This is a genomic window from Actinomycetaceae bacterium MB13-C1-2 (assembly GCA_035621235.1).
In the GTDB taxonomy this organism is placed as follows: Bacteria; Actinomycetota; Actinomycetes; order Actinomycetales; family Actinomycetaceae; genus Scrofimicrobium.
Genome location: CP141731.1, coordinates 659,774 through 672,538, shown reverse-complemented (window position 1 = coordinate 672,538; position 12,765 = coordinate 659,774). Strand labels below are relative to the sequence as shown.

At 56.9% G+C, this 12,765-nt stretch carries 13 protein-coding genes; 5 read left to right on the top strand and 8 right to left on the bottom strand.

The window, feature by feature from the left end:
• Positions 1-136: 136 nt before the first annotated feature.
• Together U6G28_02995 and U6G28_02990 are read right to left on the bottom strand one after the other, a co-directional pair.
• Positions 137-1,180, bottom strand: coding sequence for an ABC transporter substrate-binding protein (locus U6G28_02995; GenBank protein WRS30671.1), 1,044 nt, complete (start codon positions 1,178-1,180; stop codon positions 137-139).
• A 264-nt stretch (positions 1,181-1,444) separates the two neighbouring features.
• Positions 1,445-2,455, bottom strand: a complete 1,011-nt coding sequence (locus tag U6G28_02990; protein WRS30670.1) for a LacI family DNA-binding transcriptional regulator — start codon at positions 2,453-2,455, stop codon at positions 1,445-1,447.
• 196 nt (positions 2,456-2,651) lie between these two features.
• Between U6G28_02990 and U6G28_02985 the strand changes: the two genes are divergently transcribed.
• The 5 genes from U6G28_02985 to U6G28_02965 all read left to right on the top strand — a co-directional run bounded on the left by U6G28_02985 (position 2,652) and on the right by U6G28_02965 (position 6,015).
• Complete coding sequence (locus U6G28_02985) at positions 2,652-3,668, top strand: aldo/keto reductase family protein (GenBank protein ID WRS30669.1); 1,017 nt, start codon at positions 2,652-2,654, stop codon at positions 3,666-3,668.
• Between the two features lie 56 nt (positions 3,669-3,724).
• Complete coding sequence (locus U6G28_02980) at positions 3,725-4,795, top strand: ATP-binding cassette domain-containing protein (GenBank protein ID WRS30668.1); 1,071 nt, start codon at positions 3,725-3,727, stop codon at positions 4,793-4,795.
• A 64-nt stretch (positions 4,796-4,859) separates the two neighbouring features.
• The gene (locus U6G28_02975) at positions 4,860-5,348 is read left to right on the top strand and encodes a phage holin family protein (protein WRS30667.1); all 489 of its coding nucleotides are present in this window, start codon (positions 4,860-4,862) and stop codon (positions 5,346-5,348) included.
• A 23-nt stretch (positions 5,349-5,371) separates the two neighbouring features.
• A complete protein-coding gene (locus U6G28_02970) occupies positions 5,372-5,656 on the top strand; it encodes a hypothetical protein (GenBank protein WRS30666.1) in 285 nt (94 codons plus the stop codon).
• 137 nt (positions 5,657-5,793) lie between these two features.
• On the top strand, positions 5,794-6,015 hold the full coding sequence (locus tag U6G28_02965) for a DUF3073 domain-containing protein (GenBank protein WRS30665.1): 222 nt from the start codon (positions 5,794-5,796) through the stop codon (positions 6,013-6,015).
• Here U6G28_02965 and mnhG read toward each other — a convergent pair.
• The 6 genes from mnhG to U6G28_02935 are packed head-to-tail and all read right to left on the bottom strand — an operon-like array spanning position 6,012 to position 12,648.
• Entirely contained in the window at positions 6,012-6,389 is a 378-nt protein-coding gene (mnhG, locus tag U6G28_02960; GenBank protein WRS30664.1) for a monovalent cation/H(+) antiporter subunit G, read from the bottom strand. The genes U6G28_02965 and mnhG overlap by 4 nt on opposite strands.
• Entirely contained in the window at positions 6,386-6,733 is a 348-nt protein-coding gene (locus U6G28_02955) for a monovalent cation/H+ antiporter complex subunit F (protein WRS30663.1), read from the bottom strand. Before U6G28_02955 ends, mnhG begins: the two co-directional genes overlap by 4 nt.
• On the bottom strand, positions 6,733-7,395 hold the full coding sequence (locus U6G28_02950; protein WRS30662.1) for a Na+/H+ antiporter subunit E: 663 nt from the start codon (positions 7,393-7,395) through the stop codon (positions 6,733-6,735). Before U6G28_02950 ends, U6G28_02955 begins: the two co-directional genes overlap by 1 nt.
• Positions 7,392-9,170 carry a Na+/H+ antiporter subunit D gene (locus U6G28_02945; protein WRS30661.1) on the bottom strand — a complete coding sequence of 593 codons (1,779 nt, stop codon included), beginning with the start codon at positions 9,168-9,170 and terminating at the stop codon, positions 7,392-7,394. Before U6G28_02945 ends, U6G28_02950 begins: the two co-directional genes overlap by 4 nt.
• Positions 9,167-9,700: a Na(+)/H(+) antiporter subunit C gene (locus tag U6G28_02940; protein ID WRS31181.1), complete on the bottom strand. Its 534-nt coding sequence runs from the start codon at positions 9,698-9,700 to the stop codon at positions 9,167-9,169. Before U6G28_02940 ends, U6G28_02945 begins: the two co-directional genes overlap by 4 nt.
• Positions 9,700-12,648, bottom strand: a complete 2,949-nt coding sequence (locus tag U6G28_02935) for a Na+/H+ antiporter subunit A (protein ID WRS30660.1) — start codon at positions 12,646-12,648, stop codon at positions 9,700-9,702. Before U6G28_02935 ends, U6G28_02940 begins: the two co-directional genes overlap by 1 nt.
• Positions 12,649-12,765: the final 117 nt, after the last annotated feature.

Here is a 12,765-nt window from a genome sequence, read left to right as displayed (position 1 = left end):
CCGTGCGTCCTTGTCACGAGTAGCTCTGTGGGCCTGGGCCCGAGAGAGACTTAGGGTTTGGCCCGGGAGAAGTCCCGGGCCAAACCGTCTGTTGTTCATCCCTGGGGTCCGGTGGTTCGGACCCTTGAGACTTTTACTAGAAGTCGCGTCCCGCGTCGAGTGCCGCCTTAGCGGCGTCCGGGCTGTCGAAGATAGCGCTCTGGACGATGTAGTTCTTCTCTACTTCCTTGCCACAGAGGGTGTCGAGGACGGTCTGAACGGCATCCGCGCCGAACATTGGGTTGTACTCAGCAACGAGGGAGAGCTTGCCGTCGGCAAGAGCTTCCAGAGCTGGTTTTGTGCCGTCAATGGTAATGATCTTGACGTCAACGCCCGGCTTGAGCCCAGCTTCCTCCACGGCCTGGACTGCGCCGAGGCCCATCTCGTCGTTCTGAGCGAAGACAAGCTGGATGTCGTTGTTGTGGGACTTGAGCATTGAGGAGAAGACGGTCTTTCCTTCTTCAGCAGACCAGTTGGCAGTCTGAGCCTCAAGTTTGGTGAAGTTATCGTTGATGTTCGCATCCCAGCCAGAGTTACGTTCGTTCACAACCGAGACACCTGCGGGGCCCTCTAGGACCACGTAGTTGGCGCCGTCCGGGAATTCCTCATTGGCCCACTTCGCTGCGTTAGCGGCAACTTCTTCGTTGTTGGGGGCAAGACGCTGAACGTATAGGTCGGGTTCATCCGGATCGATCATGCGGTCGATGAGGATTACGGGAATCTCTGCTTCCTGGGCGTCGGTCAGCGCGTTTTCCCAGCCGGTTGCTTCGGTGGCGGACAGCAGGATGACATCCACACCCTCGTCAACGAACGAGGAGAAAGCGGTGAGTTGATTGGCCTGGTCATTATCGGCGGTTCCCGCATACTTGACTGTTGCGCCGGCTTCCTTGAATGCGTCCTGAACGTTGTTTTCGTTCGCGTCGCGCCATCCGCCCTCAGGGCCAACGGCCACGAATCCGACCGTTATGTCGGATAGATCTGCCGGGCACTCGCCGGTCTCGCCCGCGGTTTCTTCGCCTGCGCCAGCCGATTCTTCCGGTTCTGTAGCGGTGTTGTCTCCGCCTCCACCACAAGCTGAAAGCAGGACCATCGAGGCCCCCGCGAGGGTCGCAATGAACCCGTTTCGAATGCTCTTTCGCATTTCTGCTCCTCCTTGAGATTCTGTGGTCATACTTTCTAAGACCTACAGGTGGGGCGTGCCCCTGCACGTAAGGTTAGCGCTAACATTCGCGAAATTGCTAGCCACAAGATAACGATTCGATATCGGATCATGGTGTGTTGAACCGAAGATAGCGGGCTTGGCGGTTAACAGATCTTCCGTAAATCGTTCAAATGCAACCGCGCTTTAGCCTGGGTCAATCTCGTCCACCATCACGATCATGAATACTGAATCGTGCGGATTGAGCTAGGCAGACTCGCGTACTACCAAATCTGACTTGATCAGCAGATCGTTAGACTCGCCGTGATTAATCAACGTAGTTATTGCTTTGATTGCACTTCGACCGACCGCGTCGAAGTTTTGGCGAACGGTAGTCAGCGGAGTCGAGAAGAACTCAGAGCCGGGTTCGTTGTCGAATCCAACTATCTTGACCTCGCCCGGAACGTCGATCCCAGCGACACTGAGCGCGCGAAGTGCCCCCAGCGCCAACTGATCGTTCGAGGTGAATATGGCGTCCGGTGCGCCCTCTCTGATGAGTTCTTTGGTCAGTTCGTAACCCGAAGTTGCGCTCCAGGTTCCACGTAGTAGCGGCCCTTCTGGTAGTCCCGCTTCTTCAAGGGTTTCCCGCCAACCCGCTTCACGCTCGATAGCATCAAACCAGGTTGAAGGACCGGCGATGTGCGCGATCGTGCGACATCCCTGTGCGATTAGGTGTCTGACCGCTGATCTTGCACCTTCGCGCTGGTCAACTCCAACGAATGTCAGGTATGACTGATCTTTATCCCCGGTGGAAGAAACGACGACAGTTGGAACTTCGGGGGGAATATTGCGAAGCTCCTTCGCAAACTGGTGTACCGGAGCAATAACGATTATCCCGGCGATTCCAAGACCAAAGAACATGTTGATTGAGTCGTCGAAAGACTCTTCAGTGAGTTCATCCAGCGCTGAGATGCTTACGAAATAGCCCGCCTCTTTGGCGGCCAACTCAATGCCCGAGAGCATCTGCGAGGGCCCGTAGTTCACCTCGGCTGGAGCAATTATTCCAATCATTTTGGAGCGACTGGTCGCGAGCGCCCTCGCGGTCTCGTTGCGCCGATAGCCGAGTTCTCGGATTGCTTCTAGAACGCGGTCTCTGGTTTCCGGACGCACTTTGCCGACATTGTTAATGACCCTGGAAACAGTTTGATGTGACACTCCAGCAAGCGCCGCCACGTCGGTCATCGCAGGCGGGCGTCCCGTCGGCGTTGGCGCTGGCATTCGCGTCTCCTCTAAGTAGGCACCGTACGGTTGGTGTCCCGTTGTTCATCGAAACAGTACACCCGTAAGTAGGCGACAGACACTTTCACCCGGTCTTGCTGATACTTTCACCCTGTCAAGGCTTGGTTCGGCGGCGGATGTGGTATACCGACGGGATTCTTCTGGGGGACCCGGGTCACGATGCTATTTTTGAGTCATGGTCGAATATCGCTATTTAGGAAATTCTGGGCTAAAGGTTACCGAGATTACCTACGGGAACTGGATGACTCATGGCTCTCAAGTGGAAGATGACCAGGCAATAAAGACAGTGCATCGTGCACTGGACCTGGGAATCACCTCATTCGATACCGCCGACGTCTATGCCAACCGGGAGGCGGAAAGAATACTGGGTAAAGCGCTGAAGGGTCTGGATCGTGACACCTTTGAGGTGTTCACCAAGGTCTACTGGCCGGTTGGTGGCCGAGGTGCAAACCAGGGCGGTCTTTCACGTAAGCACATATTTGACGGTCTGCATGGTTCATTGAAGAGGCTGGATGTTGACTATGTAGACCTGTTCCAGGCGCATAGATTTGACTATGAGACGCCGCTCGAAGAGACCTTCCAGGCTTTCGCAGACCTGGTGCACCAGGGAAAAGCAATGTACATCGGAGTCTCGGAGTGGACCGCAGAGCAGATTCGTGACGGGCACAAGTTAGCCAAAGATCTTGGTATTCAGCTGGTTTCAAACCAGCCGCAGTATTCTGCGCTCTGGCGGGTCATTGAAGACAAGGTAATCCCCACGTGTGCCGGACTTGGAATATCCCAGATCGTCTGGTCCCCAATGGCCCAGGGTGTCCTGACCGGAAAGTACATTCCCGGTGAGGAATTGCCGGCTGGTTCTCGAGCGGCAGACAAGAAGGGCGGGGCCAGGACCGTCGAACAGTTTATGGCCCCGGAGACCCTGGAAGCGGTACAGAAGCTAAAGCCGATCGCCAACGAGTGTGGGCTAACCATGCCCCAGTTGGCAATTGCCTGGGTTCTGAGCAATCCCAACGTTGCGGCGGCGCTAGTTGGCGCCTCACGGCCGGAACAGCTGGATGACAACGTCAAGGCTTCCGGCGTAAAGCTGGAGCCGGCCGTCGTTACCAAGATAAACGAGGTGCTGGCGCCTGTGTCCGTTACTGATCCGAAAGAGACATACAGGGTCTCCCCGAAGACTAGACCTCTAGCCTAGGTTCGGGAAGTGGCATCCTAGCCCCCTTTTTCACAGTAATGCGAGACAATAGGGGCATGGAATCCTCTGGTCCTACTGGCACGCCGAGTGTATCTGCACGTGATCTAACGAAGACCTACGCGTCTGGTCCCACCTACAAGGTCGCTTTGGAACACGTTACTTTTCGGGCTGGTCCTCGAGAGTTCGTGGCCGTCGTTGGGTCTGCGGGTGCGGGCAGGTCGACTCTTCTGCACTGCCTTGCGGGGATTACCGCGCCGACTTCCGGCTCTGTCTACGTCGGCATGCGAAACCTAACGAAGATGACTCCTCGCCGACGCGCTAAGTTCCTTGGAAGAACCATCGGCGCGATGCTTGAAGACCTCGGCCTGCTCCCGGACCTTACTGCCAGAGACAACATTCTGTACCCGGCCCGTCGTCGGGTTTCCGAATCTCAGTTTCAAGATATGGTTGACGCTCTTGGCATCCGCACGGTTCTACATCGAAAACCAGAAGACCTATCGTACGGCGACCGTCAACTGGTTGCGCTTGCCCGGGCTATGGTATTCCGACCAAAGTTGTTGGTCCTTGACAAACCCACCCTGTTCCTTGATCACGAACAGGAAGCCCGAGTCGGGGCGATCCTAAAGAGCCTCGTCAACCGAGAGGGGACTACTGTCGTTGCTGCAACAGACAGCGACGACTTCGCTGCGGGTGCGGATCGAGTTGTCCTGCTGAAAGACGGTCGGATCGCCTCCGAGGTCAAGGCGCCGACGCTAGAGAAGGTGCAGGAACTGCTCGGCACTCGCCATGGGGATGCCGCTGAACTATCGAGCAGACAACCGGATGATGCCACGTCGAGTGGAGAAGAAGTAGATCAACCGTGGCCGGTCACCCTAACAGACGATTACCTGCCCGATCATTCCGCAATGCCTAGCCTGGTTGAGGGCGAGGGAGACCCGGTCGCCACGGGCAAGAGTGTCTCGGATTTAGTGGAGTCGCCCGCGGGTCCAACCCAGGCCCTGTCGAAGCGACAGGTCGATGTTATTGATAGAGCCAAACAGATTTTGGATTCGCTGCCCGGTGCAGTGGCACCCGAGCAGGACTGGATAGAAGACCTATACAGTGAAGACCAAAGTTCTCGCGATTAATGCGAAACTTGGTGAGTTACCTGTGTGCGCTGGGACTCACCAGTGCAATGTCCTAGGAGGAGCAATGACAAGCGGTACGACTCCTGAGTTCGAAGAGATAAGCGTCGATGAGATTTGGGATGATGACTCCCGGAGTTCTAGGCGAGTGCCCCCGACGAAACCGGTCCATCCGTCCATCGTGGAACTGGTGCAGACCGTCATTTCGGAGGGCCAGACCCTCATAACCTCTCAGATTCAGTTACTGAAGATGAAGGGGCAGACAACAGGGAAAAAGATTGCAATTGCTGCTGGTCTGATCCTGACTGCTCTGGTGCTGGTCTTCTACATGATCGGCTGGCTGCTCCGCACAATCGAGTTGGCACTGGCAAATGTGCTTCCGGGATGGGCGGCCTCCCTGATCGTCGCTGGTATTTTGCTCGTGGCGATCATCGTCTTGGTCCTTATCGGAGTCAACGTCGTGAAGAGGGCGGTTGCAGATAAGCCGACCGCTGAGGGATTCCAGACCGACCTGGATGTCGTCAAGGAAGCTGTGAAAGAGGGCAAGGGCGAATGAGTGATACGCAGAACACTTCGACCATGAGTGAAAATGAGCTCCGCGCACAGATTGATTCGAGCCGTCAGAAGCTCGCGGAAAGTCTGGCTCTGCTGACAAACACCGTGCAGCCGAAGGTTCAGGCCAGCTATCTGGCTGATGACCTCAAATACAAGGCTAAAGAGACAACCTACAACTTCGCTACCACGGTTGACGATGCGAGGGATGGAGACTCTCAGGCCATGAAGAAACTATTGATCACAGGTGCGGTTGCACTTGGAACCATAGTGCTTCTTGTAGTCCGGCGTAAGGCCAAGAAGAGCCGCTGAGATGCAGAGTGAACCCTGCTAGCTGTCCACGGCGTAGCAGGGTTCGACCGCGCCAGGGTAATATAGGCGGGCGAACAAACTTGATGAACCAGGGGACCGCATGCGCGGACCCGCAAGACTAAGAGGGGGTCGACCCCATGGGGCGCGGCCGTCAAAAGGCTAAGAACATGAAGGTGGCTCGGAAGCTGAAGTATTTCAGCCCCGAGACCGATTTCAATTCACTACAGCGTGAGCTCTCCACGGCAGAGCAGTCGGATGATAGTCCGCAGGACTCTAACGATGAGGATGAGTACTGGGATGATTCACCCAGCGCCGGTTGGAGATATTCGGCGTGGGAGGAAGACGAGGAAGAGGATTAGCTCCCCTCGGAGATCTTCGGTGCTTCTTCGGCATCCGCGTTCGGATCGCCCTCTTTGAGTTCGTCGAGAACCAGGGATTCACTCTCGGCTAGTCCCGTCATGTATGCGGCGCGCCCAAGAAGGTGTGAAGCAACCGGAGCCGCCACCATCTGGATGGCGATAACCAGTGTGCAGATGGCGAACCAGGCCCAGGTGCGTTCCATGAACATCAGGCCGACGAGCATTAGCATCAGGCCGAGCATCTGCGGCTTCGCTGCGGCATGCGTCCTTGAGAACAGGTCGTTGAATCTGACAAGACCAATGGCTGCGATAAGTGTGAACGTTGATCCGGCCAGGATGAACAGAGCCCCGATCAGATCCAGAATTTGCGTCATTCTCGGGCCTCCTTCGGGTCGTTCTCCTGCCGAGTCTTTCTGGACTGGGCTGCGAGGGATTCCTCGTGTCGGCTTATCGCAGTGTTTGCAACGTAACGAGAAACGGTGACGGTTGAGAAGAAGGCCGTCAGAGCGAAGATAATCAACAAGACCATAAGGTCGGTGCGTTGCCACCATGCGATCAGCACCACAACGGTGCCGATAACCGCCGCAGTGATAACGTCGATAGAGATCGCTCGATCCAGCGCAGTCGGCCCTAACACTAGACGGACAAGAGAGAGCAGGGCAGATGCAAATAGCATCCCAAGACTGACGCCGACAATTACTTGAGTCGCGAGAACCACTAGTCCTTTCCCTCCTTCTTACCGGCGATCGGGAGGTATTTTCCGTAACCGGCAGCGATGACAACCGGATTGGTCGCCATCGCCAGAAGAACCCTTTTCTCCTGTTCTCGGGCGGATAATCGAACGCCGTCGGCACCTCCCTGCGCGGGCAGGTTCAGAGCATGTAGGTACATGAGTTTCTTGCTGGGGTCGATCTTTAGCACCACCGTTCCAGGCACCATGGAGCACATTGCCGCGACAACCGTTAGGTACACCGGATTTCCACTTCGCATCCGACATTCGATGATTCCGTCCGGGTGGCTACTTCCACTGAGAACCAACCAGGAGACCTGAACACCGGCGACAATCAGGTCCCAGATGAAGCGGGCGACCAGAACGATCGAGTAGCCGATGCGAACGTGCCATAGGTGCGAGTGACTGGGCATCGGAAACACAACCTGGATGACCACCGCAAATAGGATTCCCGAGAGCACTACAAGCCAAGAGATCTGTTGGAACATAATCGTCCACACGATCACTAGCCACAGCGTCATTGCCGGGGAAACTCTGGGCCCCATGCTGAGGTTGGCACCGGCGTCCGCTCCTGCCTCTCTGAGCTTGCGCCTGGCTGCGGTTTGGGCGCGTTCCTCTTCATCGGTAAGTCGGGAGTTCTTATGTGTCACTGGTTGCCACCTCCCACGCTCGGAAGCTCTTCCGTGTCCGGTGATTCCAGCGGAGGTACCGTCTGCTCAGGGATCCAAGGTGGTTTCGGCGGTCGTAGCGACTCCTCGTACGATTCTCCCGCTCCCCTTCCGCCATCCGGCAATACCGCCTGGGTGTACGCTCCCGGTTCGTACAGAAACTCCGCCGACTCGGTTGTGAACTTGTATATGGGGCCCGAGAAGACCGCCATGCACACCTGGAGTACGACTAGTGAAGCGACCACTCCGTACATCAGAGGGTTTGCATCGTTGCTACCCTTCTCAAGTTGAGTTCGGGAAGCCTCTACGATTCGTTCCGCACGGCGGGTAGGTCGGCTTACAATCCTCAGCCTACGAAGACGTCGTTCCTGTCTGCCTGAGAGCCGCTCGCCATCGGCAGGAAGCAAATGATCGGATGCTTCGGCTCCCCGTGGTTGCCAGAAAGCCTTATTCCAGAACTTGACGGCGACGTAGAGGGTCAGTAGCGAAGTGAGCAGACCGAATCCCAGGAGTGTCCATGCCATCGGAGTTCCGCTGGCTGCCGAAGCTTCGGCCAATCCCAGTTTTCCGATGAAGCCGGTCAGAGGGGGCATCCCGACCAGATTCATCACGGAAATCAGGAACATCACCGCGATGAACGGTGCCCTCTTTGCCAGGTCGGACAGTTTGGTCAGCGATGTCGTCCCGGCGTGACGCTCCATTAGTCCGACCAGAAGGAACAGGGCGGTTTGGACAATGATGTGGTGTGCCGCGTAGTAGATTGTCGCTGCGAGACCCGCAGCCGTGTTCAGGGAGATACCCCAGAGCATAAAACCAATGTGTGAGACGAGCGTGAAGCTAAGAAGCCGTTTTGCGTCGTCCTGGGCGACGGCACCAAGAATTCCGACAATCATCGTAAGAATACCGAGGACTCCCAGCAGGTCCGCCAGTCGATCCCCCGGGAAGAGCACAAACTCCAGGCGAATGATCGCATAGACACCGACCTTGCTAAGCAGGCCGGCGAACACTGCGGTTACGGGCGCTGGAGCAGTTGGATAGGAATCAGGGAGCCAGGCCCCGAGTGGAAAGACGGCCGCCTTGACGCCGAAAGCCACCAGAAGTAATAGTTCCATGGCCAGAGTCGTCTCGGCTGGCAACTCTGAGAGACGAGTTGACAACAGGGCCATATTGACCGTTCCGGTGACCCCGTATATCCAGGCGATCGCCGTAAGAAAGATGACTGAAGAAACGAGCGAAACAACCACGTAGACGGTGCCGGCTCGAACCCGCCCCCTGGTTCCGCCGAGGGTAATTAGGACGAATGATGCCGCGAGAAGGATCTCGAAGCCCACATAGAGGTTGAACAGATCGCCGGTCAGGAACGCATTGGAGACGCCAGCGGAGAGAATTAGGAACGTTGGATGATACACCGCGACAGGTGCCGATGGAGTCGAGTCAGAGAGATTCTGTGCGACTGAGTACACCAGAACCGCAAGCGAAACGATCTGGGAAACCACCAGCATCAGGGTCGAGAGCCGGTCACCAACAAGAGTGATGCCAATCGGGGCGGCCCAAGAACCCACGTCCAGCACCAGAGGGGAACCGCTCCCGGCTGCGATTACCAGGATTATTCCGACGGCAGTTGACAGTGTCATTCCAAGAATGGAGACGATCTGCTGTGCCCTGGGACGGCGAAACAGGAGCAGCGTTATGCCCGCGAAGATCAGAGGGATCAAGACGGGAAGCGGTAACGCCCATGCAAAGACTTCTACGTTCATGAGTTAGCTCCGTCGGCCGAGGACTCATCTTCGCTCTTTAGTAGCTCCTCACGTAGACTGCGGATCTCTGCAGGAGTAGGCCGCTCGAAGTGGGGCACCTCGTCGCGGTCATAGAACACGGTCCGGTCTTCTGTTCCCTCAGCAAAAGAATCATCAACGGACGAGGCTCGTTTGCCTAGCAAACGGGAGAGACGACGGTCTTCAACGTCGTCTGCCACCTCGTCATTGCCCGTCAGCAGCCACGAGCGGTAGGCGAGGGCCAGTCCGAACGCAGTGGTTCCAAGGGACAGAACAATCGAGGTCAAGATCATGGCCTGGGGGAGCGGATCGACGATAACCGATTCATCTCGCCCGAGCAGCGGAGGCAGTCCAGCGGCACCACCCATAGCAAGGATCAGTAGGTTTACCCCGTTGGTTATCAGGGAAAGGCCGATAAAGATTCGGGAGAGGGTCCGTTCCAGAGCGAGGTAGACGCCGGAACCGATAAGTATCCCCACGAAGGCGAGGATTACGAGGGAGGGTCCGGTCATCACTTCTTCACCGCTTCCTCGTGGTTCGACATCTTACGCAGAGGTGCCGCAGGCGCGGGACGTCGCCCTTGCGAAGCTCGCTCACTCTGGTAGTCAATCTCAGCGCCCAGGGCCGAGACCAGGTCGATAACCAAGCCTAGAACCAAGACGTAGACGCCGATGTCAAGGATCATTGCGGTCGTAAAGTGGAGGTCTCCGAGTGCGCCGAGCGAGATATCGATCGGTACGGACTGCAGAACAGAGCGCCCGTAGAACAGAGGCAGAGCCCCGCCCGCCGCAGAGATGAACAGACCCGCCCCAAGCAGGTAGCCAGCGGGGATGGGCATGGCCTCTGCCAGTTCGTGACGTCCTCCAGCAAGGTACCGGAGGACAAACGCCAGGCCGGCAATCACGCCCCCAGCAAATCCGCCGCCGGGGTTGTTGTGCCCCACAAATAGCAACCAGATAGAGAGCATGATCATGGTTGGGAACAAGAGCCTCGTGCTCACTTCGAGAACAACTGAGCGGCGAGCCTTGTCCTGCATACGCCCCGCGACCAGGAATGATCCGTTCGGTCCCTCGTTCGACCTTGACTGCTCTCGGGAGGCTGTGGCTGCGCGGCTGGTTCGGGTCACAATGTAGATGAGCGAAGCGACTCCCGTTGCCGTGACGAGTAGGACGGAGAGCTCACCAACCGTGTCCCAGGCGCGCATGTCCACCAGAATCACATTGACGATGTTCTTGCCATACCCGAAGTTCAGTGCTTCCGCAGGCATGTCTTTTGACACGGGATCATGGATGCGTGAGGAGATTGCGTAGTATCCGCCGACTGACGCGACCAGTCCCACACCGACGGAAATGATAAGCCGAGTGATTCTAGAAGACATCAGGGGGCGATAGCTGAATTGAGCCGGGAGCTTTCGAAGCACCAGGATGAAGACGACGATCGAGACTGCCTCAACCGCTAGTTGGGTGAGGGCCAGATCAGGTGCCCCGTACTGAGCAAATAGAAGTGAGACGCTCATCCCCACTGCACCCAATGCGAGTGCGGCTCTAATCCGGTTCTTGGATGAGATCGTGGCTATCACTGCCACGACCCCGACAATCACTATTCCAAGTTGAAGCAAGGAGTCCCAGTATTGCGGCATGACGCTTGGGACAGGAGCCCTAAATAGCGCGTACGCGCCCACCACAATAACGGCGGAGAAAATCGTTGAAAGTTCAGCCGGAAGCGAGCCGCGCTGGGTAGATACGGTTACGAACGAGGCAAGCACCTCAAGCTCACGCAGAATCCACGAGTAGACCTTGACCGCGGAGATCGGGAGTGTCACTGACCGCTGAATCCGCGATACCTGTGGCCTGAATGCCGCTAGTAGTATGCCTCCGCCCAGAATGATGGCGGTCACCACGGCAGGACCCGGTCCAGACCAGAGGGCAATATGGGAGTGTCCCGGCATTCCCTCGGTCATCCTGTCACCGATGGCCTGAAAACCGGAAGCGGCTCCACCCAGTAGTGCTCCCGCCGCCAGAATTCCAATAGGAGCAAGCATGGAACCGGGCACCTTTTCGGCTTCCATCTCCACAGTTATCTGCTTGGTCCCGAATGCTCCCCACCAAAAGCGCCAAGAATAAGCGACCGTCAGCATCGAGGCGAGAGAGACAATGATCAGAAGAATCCACCCAATTGCGCCGTTCGGCGTGGGAAGTAAGGTGTTCGCGTGTTCGGCAACGTTGCTTGCAGGAAGCCAGTTGGCGTCAGTTCCTGAGTAAAGGGCAGAAATGACCGCTTCTTTACCGAGGTATCCGGTGGTGATGGGCACTCCCGCCATTGATAGACAGGACAGACCCGCGAAAACTGCCAGAAGAGGGTTCTTCTTCCACAGGCCCGAAAGTTCCCAGATATCGCGGGTTCCGGTGGAGGACTCAACGGCACCGACCGTGAGAAACAGAGAGGATTTGAACAGCGCGTGCGCCACTAAAATCACCTTGCCAGCGGCAAGTGTGCTCGCTGTGCCGAACCCGACCGCGGCTGTCATCAATCCAAGTTGGGATACTGTGCCGTAGGCCAAGATCAGTTTGAGGTCACGTTGTTTGAGAGCTCGGTATGCGCCAATCACCATTGTCATGAGGCCAAAGGTGACGGCTATCTGAGACCAGCCGGGGATCATGTAGAAACCCGGAGTGAGCCGTGCAATTAGGTAGACACCAGCCTTCACCATGGAGGCGGCGTGCAGATATGCGGATACCGGTGTGGGTGCCGCCATGGCACCCGGGAGCCAGAAATGGAACGGAACCTGCGCCGATTTCGCGAGTGCCCCGATCATTATCAGGACGGCAGCAGTTATGACCAGCGGTGAGGTTGCGTCCATTGCTCCGGATCTCAGGTTCTCCAGAAGTTGCGAAATCCGGTATGAACCCCCAGGGGCCTCGCCCATGATTACCAGTCCGGCGAACATGGCCAGCGCTGCGCCGCCCGTGGTCAGAATGGCTTGGCGTGCGGCGCTACGGGCCGGTCTGCGTCCGTGGTGGAATCCGATTAGCAGGTACGACATTACCGAGGTAAGTTCCCAAAAGACGTAGAGCGTCATGGTCTGATCGGCGGTAACCACCCCGAGCATGGACCCTGAGAACGCTAGAAAAATACCGCCGAATCGGCCAAGGCCAGACGCTCCTGCAGAGAAGTATCGAGCCGTGTAGATCATTACCAGCGTGCCGACTCCGCCGACAATCATCATCATCAGCCAGGTGGTCACATCAATGACGAATGCGATCTCAAGGTCTAGGGAGGGAACCCACCGGTAGCTCTCTTGTATCGGCGAGGCCATGATTCTCTGCGTGTTGGCCACCGCGTAGATGAAGGCCGTGGCGGGGACAAGGGCTAAACCGTAGAAGGCGTTCCTGCCGAATCTGCCTATGATTGCGGGCGCACAGATAGCCGCTGTGAAGTGCAAAGCAAGCAACAACAGCATCTTGCCGGCCTCCCGGTGACGACGGTCGGGTCTAACTAAGTGCCCAATTTAAACGGCAGCGGGTAGGGCTGCCGAAGGGAACTCTGCCTATTGTAACTTTCATACGTAGGCTGACGA